The organism is Litoreibacter arenae DSM 19593 (assembly GCF_000442275.2).
Lineage (GTDB): Bacteria > Pseudomonadota > Alphaproteobacteria > Rhodobacterales > Rhodobacteraceae > Litoreibacter > Litoreibacter arenae.
This window is the reverse complement of sequence record NZ_KE557306.1, coordinates 1,243,887-1,258,045: the sequence shown is the minus strand read 5'-3', so window position 1 is coordinate 1,258,045 and position 14,159 is coordinate 1,243,887. Positions and strand designations below refer to the sequence as shown.

Genomic DNA, 14,159 nt, shown 5'->3' with positions numbered 1-14,159 from the left:
GGGCTGATCGCCGCCTTCACCGACTGGTTTTCCGTGGGAGGTCTGTCGGTGTTCGAAGGCATCCTGATCGCCTTGATCGCCTGCACTTTCTTCTGGATTTCCCTGTCGGTCTCCACCGTCACCGTCGGGCTGGTCAACATGATGCGCCCCCGCCGCGCGACGCAGGACACGCCGATGCCCCCGCAAAACGTGGCGCTGCTCGTGCCCGCCTATAACGAGGTGCCGTGGGACGTGTTCGGCAATGCCTGCGCCATGCTCGAAGAGCTGGACCGCACGCAGCACCCCCACAGCTATACCCTGTTTATCCTCTCCGACACCCGCGACGAGGCTATCGCCGAGCAGGAGCTACGCGCCTACGCCATGCTGCGCGCCAACCTGCCCGACCACATCCCGCTCTATTATCGCCGCCGCGTCGACAACACCGACCGCAAGGTCGGCAACCTCGCCGATTGGGTGCAGCACTGGGGTGGCGGCTATGACGCCATGCTGGTGCTCGACGCCGACAGCCTGATGTCGGGGCAGGCGATCATTTCGCTGACCGACGAGATGGCCCGCGACCCGTCTGCCGNGCAGGAGCTACGCGCCTACGCCATGCTGCGCGCCAACCTGCCCGACCACATCCCGCTCTATTATCGCCGCCGCGTCGACAACACCGACCGCAAGGTCGGCAACCTCGCCGATTGGGTGCAGCACTGGGGTGGCGGCTATGACGCCATGCTGGTGCTCGACGCCGACAGCCTGATGTCGGGGCAGGCGATCATTTCGCTGACCGACGAGATGGCCCGCGACCCGTCTGCCGGCCTGATCCAGAGCTTCCCGCAACTCTTCGGGGCGGAAACCCTGTTTGGCCGCGTGCAGCAGTTCTCCAGCACGATCTACGGCGCGGCGCTGGCCGAAGGGCTGGCCCGCTGGGCGGATCACGAGGGCAACTATTGGGGCCACAACGCCATCATCCGCACCGCCGCCTTCGCCGCTTGTGCAGGTCTGCCAAGGCTCGACACGTTCCGCTCCAAGGGCGCGCTGATCCTCAGCCACGACTTCGTCGAGGCAGGGCTCTTGCGCCGCGCAGGCTGGGGCGTGCGCTTCCTGCCGCAAATCAAGGGCAGCTATGAAGAGGTCCCCGCGACCCTCATTGACTACGTGCTGCGCGACCGCCGCTGGTGTCAGGGCAACCTGCAACACCTCAACATCCTGGGCTCGAAGGGCTTCCACCCCGTTACCCGCTTCCACCTGTTCCACGGCGCGATGGGCTACCTGCTCAGCCCCGCATGGTTCGCGCTGCTGACCGTCTGGGCGCTGATCGGCAAGGGCGAGGAGGCCAACGTCATCCGCTACTTCACCGGCGAGAACCCGCAGGTGGCGTGGCCGGAAATGAGCCATGTCAGCAACCTCGCCATTCTGGTGTTCATGTATGGCATGCTGCTTGCGCCCAAATTCCTCGGTGCCGCCGCGCTCTTGCGGTCCGGCCCGTCAATGAAAGACGTGGGCGGGGCAGCGCAGTTCGCGCTGTCCTTCCTCACCGAGATCATCGTCTCGGTGCTCTACGCCCCGATCCTGATGGTGCAGCAAACCATCGCCGTGGCCCGCACATGGATCGGCTACAAGGAAAGCTGGACCCCGCAGGCCCGCCAAGGCGGGCGCTACGGGTTTGCGACCGTGCTGAAATTCCACGCGGTCGAGACCGTGACCGGCACGCTACTGGTTGCCGGTATGGTCGAGGGGATCATCACCCTCTGGCTCTTGCCCATCGCCGTGTCGCTGGCCCTCGCAGTGCCGCTGTCGATGCTCAGCGGCGCGAAGCTGACGCGGTTCAAATGGACCGCGCGCCAGCTTGGCACGGCAGAGGTCTTCAACGCGCCGCAGATCATCCAAAGCGCCAAGCGCGAACGCTCCCGCCTGCGCACAATGCTGGAAGCCACAGACAGGCTCCCTGCCGAGTAACCCGTCGTTAAGGTTAACGCGCCGCGCCCTGATTTCTTTTTTCCAAAAATACCTCCCCCGGAGGGCCCCTCTCACTCAAGCGCTTCGAACCAGTCAAGCGCAAGATCGGCCCAGCCCTTCGGAATTCCGTGCGCGCCGGGATGCAGAACAAACTCCAAAGCCCCCGCATCACAGCTCTCCCAACTCCGCCGCCAGAAATCGCCGGATGTCTCGAACCGCTCCGCCCGCATGCCCTCACACCCATTGGCCTCGCGCCAGATCTGCATGGCCTGAAACACATCACCCTGATAGATCCGCCCGCCGCCCAGCGGGCGTCCCTCCAGCGGCACTGTGGTGTCGCGCCAGCCATGGGTGTGCAGCAGCCGCACCGGCCCCTTGCACGCCTCCATCGCCGGATGGGGCCGCCAGAAGCTGCCCGCGACTGGCGCATAGGCGCGGGCCAGATCGGGCGCGTCGCAGGCCAGATAAGACGTCATCGACCCGCCGATGGAGAACCCCGCCAGCAGGATACGGTCGCGGTCGATGCCGTGATTGGCCACTGCGTCGTCGATCACCGCGCGGATGAAGGCCAGTTCGTCACGCTGCGCGGGGCGGTCGGGGTGAAACGACCAGCCGGAGCCGAAGCGGGAGTTCGGGCGCTCCAGCCCGTTCGGTCCGATCACCGCGTAGCCGCGCTCCAGAATTGGCCCGCCCATGCGCAGGATACCGGTCCCTTTGCCGCCTGCACCGTGCAGGAACACTACGGCAGGGACCGAACCATGCGCGACATCCGGCGTCTCTATGTGGTAGCTGCCCAGCGGCAGCTTGCACGGATCGTCCGCCGCGCCACAGGCCAGCGCAGGGCCGGCCAACAGGGCCATTATGGCGGCGAGCCACTTCATCGCACCACCGGCAGGCCGCGCTTCAGCCAGCCGGGACCGGCGGCGGAGCCTTGCATGCCTTCCGGCACGTCGATGATATTGGTGAACCCTGCTTTCGCCAGCCGGTTGCTCAACCTCGCTGAGCGGACCCCGCGCGCGCAGATCAATGCTACGGGCACAGCCGTCTCACCCCCCGTCAGCGCTCGCAGCGCCTCCACGAAATCCTCGCGCCGCATGTCGAGCCGCATCGCGCCTTCGCCCGCGCCGGTGCGCGACCACTCGTCAGGGCGGCGAATATCGACCAGCAGGATTTCCCCCGCGACAGCCTGCCGATGGGCCGTCGGCGCGTCGATCTGCGCCGCCTTCTTTTCTTCCGTCAACGCGCTGTAGAACAGGTTGCGCCCGCCTGCGGCGTAGATCGCGCCGCCCGCCAGCACCGCCGCGCCACCCGCGACAAAGACGCGCCGCGAGACCGCCGTCATCAGCTTTGAGGCCCGGTATATTTCGCCACGATTTGCGCCGCGGCATCCGGCGACAGCACAGGTGGCAGAAGGGTCAGCAGCTCCCCTTGGGCATCCAGCAGATAGAGAAAGCTGCCATGGGCATAGACGGGGCCGTATTCGGGGTCGAAGAACACCTCTTCGGTCTCGATCTCGTAGGCGTCATAGGCCACCTGCAACTGGGCCTCCGTGCCGGTCAGCCCGACGAAATCCTCGTGATGCTGCGCCAGTGCGGGGCCAAGCGTGGCGAGTGTGTCGCGGGCGGGATCGACAGTGATCATCACCGGCGTGACCTCGACCCCTTCAACCGCCGCCGCATCCACGACCTGCGCCATCAGCGGCAACGCGGCGGAGCAGACCTCGCGGCAATTGGCGTAGCCGAAGAACAGCAGTTGCGGATGCCCGTCGGGGTCGGCCTGCGTGCGGGTCGCGCCGGACTGGTCGGTCAGCGTGTAGGCCCCGCCCAGATCAAAGGGCAGGGGCGGCGCGTCCGCCAGCACCGGAGTGCCGAGCGCCAGCAGGGCAATGGCGGTCCGGATCACTCGAACAGCTCCTTTATCAGCTCCGCGTCTTTCTCAAGCCCCAGACCGAAATGGCCGGTCTGAGCGATATGTGCGTTGACGCGCGGGTCGCGGCGGAACCACGGTCCCTTGCCTGCGGCTTCGGGATGTTTGGCCTCCCATGCCTTGGTCCATGTATTGGCCTTGGTCCACTCCTGCGCGCCGGTCTCGCGGATTTTCTGCACCTGATAGATGTTGGCAGCGCCTTGAATATCCTCATCCTTGATCAGCAACCCGTCCACCTCCACCGTTTTGCCGCAGAAGGGCAGCAGGTCCACGGCGGCCCCTTGGAAGCCGCTTTGGGCGTTCTTGTTGGGGAACACCAGTACCCCGTCAGCCGCGCGCAGCAGTCCGATCTGGCGGCTGCCACCGCCGCAATTGTCGGTGCAATCGCCGGTGATCTCGCAAGTGATGTCAACGACTTTCGCCTCGAAAAAGGCGGGGGCTTCGGCGTAGAGGTTCCAGCTTTTGGCGGTCGAGCCTTCCGAGAAGTCGGCGGCCATGGCAGGGCTGGCAAGCAGCGCGAGGGCGAGGGATGTGGTGAGAACTCTCATGGCTTCGGCTCCGGAATGGCGAAGCCCGGCACGACGCCGTAATCCTCGTGGTTGAGATTGGTGATGCCATGATCGGTGACGACCTGCTCCACCACCAGATAGTTCAGCCCGTCGCGCTTGTAGAGCATCCCGTCGGCGGTGATCTCGTGGCTGGCAAGGTTGAGGTTGGTGTCCCCCGACGCGTTCTCGTCGTCGCCTTCGATCTTGAGGACCATGTAGACCTCGCCATCCTCGCCCAACAGCCCAACGGGGATACCACCCGCCGAGCACCACAGCGCGCAGGTGTGATGCGCTGAGCCGACCACAGCGTCCGGCCCGCCCATGACGCCGGAGAAGTAGCACCATGTGTCGATGATCTCGCCGGTGATCTGGATGCGCTCGCCCTCGGCGGCACTTGCCGGTGCAGCAAGGGCCGCGGCAAGCAGCGTGGCTGCCTGAACTGTCTGTCTCATGAATATCCTCCCGTGATTCTTGACCCAACCTAGCAAGAACGGGCGCTTGGAGGGGATCACGTCTTGGTCAAACCGGTGCGAGCGGGGGCGGGCGTTGCTCTTTGAGGTATTTATGAAGCAGTGATGGGGTTAGCCGAGCGCGTCTTCCAACTGGTGGGTCAGGGCGGGGACGGTGTCGACGGTGGTGACGAAATCCAGTAGTGTCGCTTCGGCGAAGCCCTGATCTACCACGTGGTTTGTCAGCGCCATGAGCGGGTCCCAGAAACCGTTGGTGTTGAGCAGGTAGATCGGTTTGCTATGCAGGCCAAGCTGGCGCCATGTCAGCACCTCGAAGAATTCATCGAGCGAGCCCGCGCCGCCCGGCAGCACGACGATGGCGTCGGAGTTCATATACATAACCTTTTTGCGCTCGTGCATGGTTTCGGTGACGATGAAGGCGTTGAGGTCGCGTTTGCCGATCTCACGCTCGAACAGGTGGGTCGGGATGACGCCGAAGGTCTCGCCCCCCGCCGCCTGCGTGGCCGCCGCGACCGTGCCCATCAGCCCGACATCGCCCGCGCCATAGACCAGCCGCCATTCGTGTTCCGCCAGCGCGCGGCCCAGATCAGTGGCGGCTTGTTTGAAAGCGGGGTCTGCGCCGAAGCGGGAGCCGCAATAGACGCAGACGGATTTGGTATAGGGCATGGGCGCTCCGCTGGGGATAAGTGGCTTTGCCATGTTCTATGGGGGCTGCTAGGCTGCGACAACGCCTTTTTGGAAGGGGCCGGGGAGAAGGAAGACACACATGGCCATCTGGTCGAGATTTGGCTTGAGCGGACCCGCCGCAGGTGTGGCCGTCGTCGTCGTGTTGCTGATCGTGGGCGGTGTGGTTCTGGTCACCCAGACCCGCGATGCGGAGGCACCTGAGCCGGTCGCTCAAGGCGGGCCAGCGGCCGCACCGCGAGAGGTGGCAGCGGTAGATACCGCGCCGGAACAGGTGGCGCAGCCGGAAACTCCGCCCGCGCCGGATACGGACAACGCTGCCCCATCCGCCAGCATCGAAGCCCCCGCCTTTGACGTGGTGCAGGTGCGACCCGATGGCGGCGGGGTGGTGGCCGGGCGGGCGGCACCGGGCCAGTCGGTGACCTTGATGCTCGACGGCGAGGAACTGGCGCAGGCCACAGCCGATGCGTCGGGCAAATTCGGGCTGGTGCTGGACTTCCCGTCCTCCGACGCGCCGCGCGCGTTGTCGATGGTGTCTGAGCAGCCTGACGGGACCAGCGTGCTGTCGGAAGGCACGGTGCTGATTTCACCCACGCGAGCGGCAGAAACGCCCGCCGCAGCCGACGAGGTGCCCGCTGTGGCCGAGACGGAGCAGCCGGAGGTGGACGCCCCCGCGGTGGTTCTGGCCGACGACGCGGGCGTGACGTTGTTGCAGCCCGCGCCGCAGCCCGAAGCCCCGACAACGCGCGACAACGCTCCCGTCACCGCGAATGTGGTGATCGACACGATCACCTATGACGCCGAGGGCGAGGTCGCTTTGGCAGGACGCGGGGCGTCGAACGGGTTCGTGCGGGTCTATCTGGACGGCAAGCCGGTGAAGACGACGCGCATTGCCGAGAACGGGGCGTGGGACGCGCCTTTGCCGGATGTGGATGCAGGCGTCTACCGACTGCGCATCGACGAGGTGGACGCCGATGGCAAAGTGACCAGCCGCGTCGAGACGCCTTTCCAGCGCGAGGCGCCCGAGATCGCCCTAGCCAACCCCAGAACCGCGACGGCGGTGACGGTGCAGCCGGGCTTCACGCTTTGGGCGATCGCGCGTGACCGGTTCGGCGCGGGGGAGCAATATGTGCGCGTCTACGAGGCCAACCGCGACCTGATCCGCGATCCCGACCTGATCTATCCGGGACAGGTGTTCGCGCTGCCGGACGGGTAGCAACGCGGGATCGTCAGCCGTTCCTCAATGCCGTGCGGGCAAGGGCTGCGATCATATCCGTTCGCGTTACGATCCCTGTAATGCGATCCTGCTCGAGCACAGGGACTGCGTCGACTTCACCCTCGGACATCAAAAACAGCAAGGTGGCGATTGACGTCTCGGGCGTTGCCCTGGGTCCGCTTCTATCCATAATGTCGTGTGCCTGCGCGGTCGCGTCGCGGTTATGCGCGTTCGAGATCAGGTGCATCTGGAAGATGATCCCCAAGAATTTATCGTCTGTGTCGACCACCGGTAGTGAGGTGAACCTGTGAGCCAGAAACAAGTCCGCTATTTCGGAGACGTCAACTTTCGGGCCGACAGTGACGAGGTCGCGCGACATGATGTCGGCGGCGACAAGCGGCCCGGTCTGGTGCGTTGCGGCCTGCATTTCGGCGGCGCCGATCAATCGCGCCAGATCCTCCACCCCAAGGTTCAGGGTCTGGCGGTATCTGTCCAGAATGCCGGTCAGCTCTTCCTCGGACAGGCCCAGGCGCTCGAACGGGGACGGGTCGCTGGTTCCGTGGGTGTTGTCGTCGTCAAACTGCCGAAACGGGTAGTGGCGACCGGTCAGTCTGGCGTAGATGATTGCGATCACCACGAGCAAGACGGTGCCCGCTGCAACAGGGGCCAGCGCGAAGCGGAAGCCCATTTCAGCCACGGCGTCGGGGTTCATTGCGGCGGTCATCGCGACAGCCCCCGCCGGAGGGTGCACCGCGCGGCATAGCACCATCGCGGCTATGGTGAGGGCAACAGCCAGCGCAATTCGCGGTGCGGGGTCAGGGACGCTCAGGCAGACGGCGACGCCGATGACCGCTGCGATCATGTTGCCGACGACAGCGGACCATGGTTGCGCCAGCGGGCTGTTGGGAACCGCAAAGAGCAGGACGGCGCTCGCCCCGAATGGCGCGATCAGATAGAGCCCAAGTTTCAGATCGACGGAGGGAGAGAGCACGAAAAGCCCGGCCACGCCAAGGCCGATCAGCGCCCCCAATCCCGCGCGCAGGGCCTCTACCGGTGAGGCCACGGGAATGGCAGGGCCGATCGAGCGCAGGAATTTGGACGTGGTTTTCATGGGGTATCGCAATGCCATTGAAAAGATGTGCCGTGTCTACGGTGATGCCGCAGTTAAAGAAACCCTTACAGCGCACAACAACTTGTTGAGGTTCAGGCCTATATTGCGCCGACTTGGCAGGCCGCTGAACAAATCCCGTTCACCTTTCTTTCCCCGCCCCTCTGGTCCTTCGCACGCATGGGGCCTAAGTTGAGCGGTCAATAGTCAAGAAAGCCCTCTCGCCATGGTCACCGAAGTTTCCGACGCCCGTATGCAGCAGGATCTGCGCAAGGACGGCTTTAACGTCGTGCGCAAGGTTATTCCCTACCTGTGGCCTGACGGCGAGGCCTGGGTGAAGCGGCGCGTGGTGTTTGCGCTGGCGTTTCTGATTATCTCCAAGCTGGTCGCGGTGGGCACGCCGGTGCTCTACAAGGGCGCGGTGGATGCGCTGTCGGGCGACGCCAGCGACGCGGGGTGGATGCTGGCCTTGGGGGCGGTGGGGCTGACCGTGGCTTACGGCGGCGCTCGCGTGATGAATATCGGCTTCCAGCAATTGCGCGACGTGGTGTTCGCGCTGGTGGGGCAGCGGGCGTTGCGCATGCTGGCGCTGGAGACCTTCACGCACATCCACCGCCTGTCCATGCGCTACCACATCACCCGCAAGACAGGCGGCCTGAGCCGCATCGTGGAGCGCGGGGTGAAGGGCGTCGAGTTCCTGCTGCGCTTCCTCTTGTTCTCCATCGGGCCGCTGATTCTGGAATTGCTGATGATCGCCGTGATTTTGGCTTTTGTGTTCAATATCTGGTACTTGGTCGTCGTTTTTGCCACGATTGCGCTTTACACGTGGTTCACATTCGCGGTCACCGAATGGCGGGTAAAGATCCGCAAGCAGATGAACGATCAGGACACCGACGCCAACCAGAAGGCCATCGACAGCCTGCTGAACTTCGAAACCGTCAAGTATTTCGGCGCGGAGAAGCGCGAGGCGGCCCGCTATGACGGCGCGATGGAAGGCTACGTGGCCGCGGCGCTCAAGACCTCCTATTCGCTGGCCTTCCTGAATTTCGGGCAGGCGGTTCTGATTACCGCCGGGCTGGTGACGGTCATGGTGCTGGCGGCGTTGGGCGTGCAGGACGGCTCCCTCACGGTGGGGGATTTTGTGCTGGTCAACGCTTACATGATCCAGATCACCATGCCGCTGAACTTCCTTGGCACGGTTTACCGCGAAATCCGCCAGGCGCTGGTCGATATGGCGGAGATGTTCAACCTGCTGGAGCAACCCGCCGAGGTGAACGACAAGCCCGACGCCAAGCCGTTGCAGGTAACCGACGGCGCTGTGCGGCTGGACGACGTGCATTTCGGCTATGACGCCGCGCGACCGATCCTCAAGGGCGTCTCGCTGGAGGTGCAGGCGGGGCAGACTGTGGCTATCGTCGGGCCGTCGGGCTCTGGCAAGTCGACCATCGGGCGGCTGTTGTTCCGGTTCTATGATGTGAACGGCGGCAGCCTGTCGATTGACGGGCAGGACGTTCGTGACGTCACGCAGGAAAGCCTGCATGACGCCATCGGGGTGGTGCCGCAGGACACGGTGCTGTTCAACGACACGATCCTCTACAACATCGCCTATGGCAAGGCTGACGCGACCCGCGCCGAGATTGAAGGCGCGGCGAAAGCGGCGAAGATCCATGATTTCATCATGGACCTGCCCGAGGGCTATGACACGGCGGTGGGGGAGCGGGGTCTGAAGCTGTCGGGCGGCGAGAAGCAGCGCGTCGGCATCGCGCGCACCTTGCTGAAAAACCCGCCGATCCTGCTGCTGGACGAGGCGACATCGGCGCTCGATACCGAGACCGAGGCCGACATCCAGAAGTCGCTGCAAGAGATGGCGCAGGGCCGCACCACACTGACCATCGCGCACCGGCTGTCGACGATTGCGGATGCGGATATGATCGTCGTGCTGGAAAACGGCGTGGTGGTGGAGCAGGGCACCCATGACGACTTGCTAACCCGCGACGGGCGTTATGCGTCGCTTTGGTATCGCCAGCAGGCCGAGGACGCAGAGGCGGCGTAGCCGAGTTTCGACGAAACTCTGCGGACAAATCCTCGGATGAGGATTTGCCGCACCTCAGAGAAATCAGTCGATCATCACCGTCGGAAAGCCCACGACGATCTTGCCGCCATGGGCGGTGCCGTCGCCCATGCGGGCGGCGGGTTTGTTGTTGATCATCACCTTGCTGGAGCCTTGCGTGATCGTGTCGGGCGGTCCGACGCAGACGCACATATCACCGACCGTTGCGGCTGGTGCGCCGCCGATCAACACGTTGGGGGCACCGGGGCCGGAAATGGGGCCGCCGACATGCGGTTTGGGGCCGGGATCGACCATGGGGCAGACATGGTTGTCGCCAAGACGGGCTGCGGGTGGCATATCGAATTCCCCCTAGTTGATGCGGATCATCGCGCCGCGCACAATGGTCTCGCCGTCGGAGATCAGGGTCGATTCCTCGCCGCTGGTTCCGGTGAACGTCTTGGTGGCATCCGCCTTTATGTCAGCCGCGTTCAGGCTCAGCGTCTCGCCCGCCGCCGTGGTCACGTTGCGGTCGGCCACCACAGTCACGTCGCCGCCGCTGTTGATGGTCACGCCGTCTTGGCCGGACAGGTTCAGATGGCCCATCGAGTTCACCGACAGGGACTGGCGGGCGTTGATGCGCAGGCTGTCCTCGTCCGGGGTGATCACCACATCGGGTGTTTTGGAGGGGGTCTTGGCCTCCCTCGGATCCTCGATATGCACGACCAGCCCGCCGGGTGTCGTAATGACAAGGCGTCCCTCGGTCTGGTCATAGCTGATGTCGAGCGGGGTTTTGGTGCTCAAATCGGTCATAATGCGTCTCCTACAATAAAAGCATAAGAGCAGAAAACGGGTAGAGTATAAAGGGAAATGGTAAGGGACGCTGGCGGAATTGTTTTGGGCGGACCCATCGCTTGTGCTACCCGGTTTGGCGGTAAGGGGTTCGGGTGCGCTCGGATTGATACGGATAGTCAAGGAGGCGGGAGATGAACCAATTCACTGGCGGGTGTCTGTGCGGCGACGTTCGGGTTGTGGCGTCAGGCCGCCCGTTGCGGGTTGGGATTTGCCACTGCATGGACTGCCGCAGGCATCATGGGGCGCTGTTTTACGCAGCTGCGATCTTTGCTGCGGATGCGGTAGTTATCAAGGGGGCAACCGCTAGTTATGAGGGGCGGTGTTTCTGCCCCAGATGCGGCTCTTCTGTCTTTGCCCATACGGACGATGAGATCGAGGTGCATCTGGGTGCGCTTGATGCGCCGGACCAGCTTGCGCCAAGCTATGAGGGCTGGACGATTCGCCGCGAGGCATGGTTGCCGCCGTTTCCGCTGGAGCGGTCTTACGAGCGGGATCGGAAAGATTAAGGTTACGTGCTAATTCGTGATCTGCGGAAGCCTTGTGGTGACGACTCTGGCACCGCGACCCGCCCCCTGGACTCTGATGAACTTGGACCTTGCGCCCGAGGTCTGCAACTCGCGCACCAGCCGGTCCACCGCTGGCCCCATGGGCACACCAAGCGCCACGTCGCGGGAGCCGCGTTTGCCGCCGGACGACATAACGGACGCGATTTGCGGGCCCTGATGGGTCATCACGAAGACGGGCGCGCCGGACGAGCCGAAGTCGATATCGCAGGTGTAATGCAGCACATCCGCCGCCGCGTGGGTCATCTGGCAGCCGTCCTCCAGTGACGGCGCGTCGGAGCGGCCGCGCGCGTAGGACACCACCATGACGCGGTCGTTTCTGGCGGGTTTGCGGTGCGTGCGGAAGGGCTGGATGGCGGCGTCGTTGATCGGGCGGTCCAGCTCGATCACGGCGACGTCCCTCGCGATTTCGGAATAGGAGCTTTTGCCGCCGCCATAGACATATTCGGGATGCACGGCGAAGCGTTTGCCGGTGCGGATCGCGGCGGAGCGGCCTTTGCGGTAGCCCGCGCGGAAGGTGATCTCGGTCGCGTCGCGCAGCTTTCCGGAGCGTTTGTCGTAGACGCAATGCGCCGCTGTCAGCACCAGCCGTTTGGAAATCATCGCGCCGGTGCAAAAGCCCGAACGGCCCAGATCGAGCCGACCAACGGCCTGCCACGGGCGTACCTCGGACGGGGTATCTAGCGCCTGATGCGGGGAGGCATCCTTGGCGAGAAGCGGGGCCTGCGCGGAGGCGCAGATCAACAACAGGGACAGCAATACTCGTTTCATGGACGCGAGGGATACGCGCCCAATCTGGCAGGATTAGGGCCTCAAAGCGGCAATTGATCCAGCAGTCGCGCAGCCTCGGTGTGGCAGTCGGCAAGCTTGGAGCGATCCTCGCCGGGGTAGAAACGCGCACGGGTGGCGGTGGGCATCGGGGCAGGGGTCAGCACGTGGACGGTGACGCCGGTCTTGGTCGTCTCGTCGCGCCAGATCGCGCCCATGTTCATCTGCGCGGTCTTGCTCATGCCGTAGGCGCCGTGGAACTTGTCGTCTTTTTCGGGATCGTCGAACAGCACCGCTTGACCCTTGGGGGCGGCTTTCAGCAACGGCGTCACGTTCAGGATCAGCCGCGCGGTGGCGCGGATGTTCGTCGCCAGCGTCTTGTCGAGATCCTTGGCATCCACATGCTCCATCGGCGCGAGGGGCGGGGCGTGGATGGCGGCGTGGACCAGCAGGTCCACATGACCCCAGCGGGAATGGATCGAGTGGCAGATTTGCGCCATGGCGTCGTCATCGTTGATGTCGACTGGCACCAATGTGGCGCTGCCCCCCTTGGCGGTGATGCGGTCGTCGAGCTCTTCCAGCCCGCCCACGGTGCGGGCCAGCGCGATGATATGGTAGCCACGTTCCGCCAGTGCTTCGGCCATTGCAGACCCGAGGCCGCGCGACGCGCCGGTGACCAGCGCGATTTTGGAGGATTGTTCTGTCATAGTGGCGTCTTTCTCACTGGCAGAGGCGCGGATCAAGCCCATTCGCTTGACTTTCGATGCTGCGCTGCCGAAAAAGATTGCAACGTATAACGCTGGAGGAACAGCCATGACTTTGACGCAAGCCGCTTTCGGGGCAGACACATTCACCAAGAAAACACTGCTGGTGCTGGGCGGATCGCTCTTCATCGCGCTGGCCGCGCAGGTGAGCGTGCCGTTCTTCCCCGTGCCGATGACCCTGCAAACGCTGGCGATCCTGATCGTCGGCCTGTCCTTCGGGGCGCGCCTTGGTGCGGTTACCGTGCTGGCCTATCTGGCCGAAGGGGCTGCCGGCCTGCCGGTTTTCGCGAATATGGGCGCTGGCCTGCCTTACATGATGGGTCCGACCGCAGGCTTCCTGCTGGGCTTCGTCGCGATGGCTTATGTCGCCGGTCTGGCCGCAGGTCGCGGGATGGTTGCGATGCTGGTCGCAGCATTCGTGGCCGCCGCGCTGATCTACCTGCCGGGGCTTGCATGGCCGCTGGGCGTGGCGCAGGCCACTGGCGTTGAAGCTGGCTGGGCTGGCTTGAGCTTCGACAAGGTGCTGGGTGCCTTCGCCACGCCGTTCCTGCTGGGCGATGCGGTGAAAGCGGTGCTGGCGGCTTTGGCTGTGGCTGGCGGGATGAAGTTCTTCGCGAAGTAAGCCGCGTGGCGGGGTGAACCCCGCCCTACGAGTTTGGCGCCGCTCCCGTGATACCGGGGGCGGCGTTTTTCGTTGGTCTCGGTGCTGTGAAAAAGGCGGCCGCCTTGAAACAAGGTCCGTGGCTGCGCGACGCCCCGAAAGACAGGGGCGCATCTTCACGGGGGTGTAAGGCCCGCTATGGTTCACCGGTGAGGCGCGATGGTATCGGTTGGAGTGCCGATACCGCGGTCACGTTGGTTTCTGGTGCCGCCCGGGTTTTGAAGGCCAAGCGGCGTGTTGGATCCGAGGTGGGGTTTAGGCCAGAGGCGTTAAGGCCGCGTTAGGCATGCGTGCGTTGCACCGCCCTCAAGCCGCGTCGGGCCGCTGGTTTTGTGCGCGTTGTTCCGGCATTTCCAAACGTTGGGCGGTCCCGTTGCGATTGAAAATCACCGCGCCCGTCTCGATGGCCACGATCTTGCGACCGCCAACCACATCGCCTGCTTCCACGATCTCGACCTTGCTGGAGCTGTGACGGAGCAACGCGCGGATCGTGCCGGGCGTCTCGATGGTGCCAAGAAGCGCCAGCGACGCCATGGGTAGGGTGTTTTCTTCCGTCGCGGCTTTCAGCGCCTCGATAGGGGTTTCGGTTGTCTCGGTCACGGTTTCTG

General features: G+C 64.3%; 16 protein-coding genes and 1 pseudogene. 5 read left to right on the top strand and 12 right to left on the bottom strand.

The features are described from left to right. Positions 1 to 555 precede the first annotated feature (555 nt). Positions 556 to 1,941: pseudogene (gene mdoH, locus THALAR_RS06235) on the top strand (glucans biosynthesis glucosyltransferase MdoH); the annotation flags it as partial. 71 nt (positions 1,942 to 2,012) lie between these two features. Here the strand turns inward: mdoH and THALAR_RS06230 are convergent. The 6 genes from THALAR_RS06230 to THALAR_RS06205 form a co-directional block, all read right to left on the bottom strand. Continuing rightward, positions 2,013 to 2,822 carry an alpha/beta hydrolase family esterase gene (locus THALAR_RS06230; protein WP_040817305.1) on the bottom strand — a complete coding sequence of 270 codons (810 nt, stop codon included), beginning with the start codon at positions 2,820 to 2,822 and terminating at the stop codon, positions 2,013 to 2,015. After that, entirely contained in the window at positions 2,819 to 3,283 is a 465-nt protein-coding gene (locus THALAR_RS06225) for a rhodanese-like domain-containing protein (RefSeq protein ID WP_021100650.1), read from the bottom strand. Before THALAR_RS06225 ends, THALAR_RS06230 begins: the two co-directional genes overlap by 4 nt. After that, a complete protein-coding gene (locus tag THALAR_RS06220) occupies positions 3,283 to 3,843 on the bottom strand; it encodes an SCO family protein (RefSeq protein WP_021100649.1) in 561 nt (186 codons plus the stop codon). The genes THALAR_RS06225 and THALAR_RS06220 overlap by 1 nt, the downstream gene beginning before the upstream one ends. After that, positions 3,840 to 4,415, bottom strand: a complete 576-nt coding sequence (locus THALAR_RS06215) for a hypothetical protein (protein WP_021100648.1) — start codon at positions 4,413 to 4,415, stop codon at positions 3,840 to 3,842. Before THALAR_RS06215 ends, THALAR_RS06220 begins: the two co-directional genes overlap by 4 nt. Next, positions 4,412 to 4,867 carry a hypothetical protein gene (locus THALAR_RS06210; RefSeq protein ID WP_021100647.1) on the bottom strand — a complete coding sequence of 152 codons (456 nt, stop codon included), beginning with the start codon at positions 4,865 to 4,867 and terminating at the stop codon, positions 4,412 to 4,414. The genes THALAR_RS06215 and THALAR_RS06210 overlap by 4 nt, the downstream gene beginning before the upstream one ends. A 129-nt stretch (positions 4,868 to 4,996) precedes the next feature. Next, on the bottom strand, positions 4,997 to 5,551 hold the full coding sequence (locus tag THALAR_RS06205; protein WP_021100646.1) for an LOG family protein: 555 nt from the start codon (positions 5,549 to 5,551) through the stop codon (positions 4,997 to 4,999). Between the two features lie 100 nt (positions 5,552 to 5,651). Here THALAR_RS06205 and THALAR_RS06200 point away from each other — a divergent pair, with 100 nt between their 5' ends. Continuing rightward, positions 5,652 to 6,785 carry a LysM peptidoglycan-binding domain-containing protein gene (locus THALAR_RS06200; RefSeq protein ID WP_021100645.1) on the top strand — a complete coding sequence of 378 codons (1,134 nt, stop codon included), beginning with the start codon at positions 5,652 to 5,654 and terminating at the stop codon, positions 6,783 to 6,785. A 13-nt stretch (positions 6,786 to 6,798) separates the two neighbouring features. Here THALAR_RS06200 and THALAR_RS06195 read toward each other — a convergent pair whose 3' ends face one another. Further along, a complete protein-coding gene (locus tag THALAR_RS06195; protein WP_021100644.1) occupies positions 6,799 to 7,896 on the bottom strand; it encodes an HPP family protein in 1,098 nt (365 codons plus the stop codon). Between the two features lie 250 nt (positions 7,897 to 8,146). Between THALAR_RS06195 and THALAR_RS06190 the strand changes: the two genes are divergently transcribed. Beyond that, the gene (locus THALAR_RS06190) at positions 8,147 to 9,946 is read left to right on the top strand and encodes an ABCB family ABC transporter ATP-binding protein/permease (protein WP_407638133.1); all 1,800 of its coding nucleotides are present in this window, start codon (positions 8,147 to 8,149) and stop codon (positions 9,944 to 9,946) included. A gap of 63 nt (positions 9,947 to 10,009) precedes the next feature. Here THALAR_RS06190 and THALAR_RS06185 read toward each other — a convergent pair whose 3' ends face one another. Together THALAR_RS06185 and THALAR_RS06180 are read right to left on the bottom strand one after the other, a co-directional pair. Continuing rightward, the gene (locus tag THALAR_RS06185; RefSeq protein ID WP_021100642.1) at positions 10,010 to 10,300 is read right to left on the bottom strand and encodes a PAAR domain-containing protein; all 291 of its coding nucleotides are present in this window, start codon (positions 10,298 to 10,300) and stop codon (positions 10,010 to 10,012) included. Positions 10,301 to 10,312: 12 nt separating this feature from the next. After that, on the bottom strand, positions 10,313 to 10,753 hold the full coding sequence (locus THALAR_RS06180) for a hypothetical protein (RefSeq protein ID WP_021100641.1): 441 nt from the start codon (positions 10,751 to 10,753) through the stop codon (positions 10,313 to 10,315). 173 nt (positions 10,754 to 10,926) lie between these two features. Between THALAR_RS06180 and THALAR_RS06175 the strand changes: the two genes are divergently transcribed. Then, positions 10,927 to 11,301, top strand: a complete 375-nt coding sequence (locus THALAR_RS06175; RefSeq protein WP_040817301.1) for a GFA family protein — start codon at positions 10,927 to 10,929, stop codon at positions 11,299 to 11,301. A gap of 9 nt (positions 11,302 to 11,310) precedes the next feature. On the opposite strand, the gene THALAR_RS06170 is transcribed toward THALAR_RS06175, so the two are convergent. Both THALAR_RS06170 and THALAR_RS06165 read right to left on the bottom strand, forming a co-directional pair. After that, positions 11,311 to 12,129 carry a trypsin-like serine peptidase gene (locus tag THALAR_RS06170; protein WP_021100639.1) on the bottom strand — a complete coding sequence of 273 codons (819 nt, stop codon included), beginning with the start codon at positions 12,127 to 12,129 and terminating at the stop codon, positions 11,311 to 11,313. A gap of 41 nt (positions 12,130 to 12,170) precedes the next feature. Next, positions 12,171 to 12,875, bottom strand: coding sequence for an SDR family NAD(P)-dependent oxidoreductase (locus tag THALAR_RS06165; protein WP_021100638.1), 705 nt, complete (start codon positions 12,873 to 12,875; stop codon positions 12,171 to 12,173). Between the two features lie 64 nt (positions 12,876 to 12,939). On the opposite strand from THALAR_RS06165, the gene THALAR_RS06160 reads away from it, so the two are divergent. Then, the gene (locus tag THALAR_RS06160; RefSeq protein ID WP_021100637.1) at positions 12,940 to 13,512 is read left to right on the top strand and encodes a biotin transporter BioY; all 573 of its coding nucleotides are present in this window, start codon (positions 12,940 to 12,942) and stop codon (positions 13,510 to 13,512) included. Between the two features lie 345 nt (positions 13,513 to 13,857). Here the strand turns inward: THALAR_RS06160 and THALAR_RS06155 are convergent, their stop codons facing one another. Next, positions 13,858 to 14,151 (bottom strand): hypothetical protein, encoded by a 294-nt coding sequence (locus tag THALAR_RS06155; RefSeq protein WP_021100636.1) that lies wholly within the window; start codon positions 14,149 to 14,151, stop codon positions 13,858 to 13,860. Positions 14,152 to 14,159 lie beyond the last annotated feature (8 nt).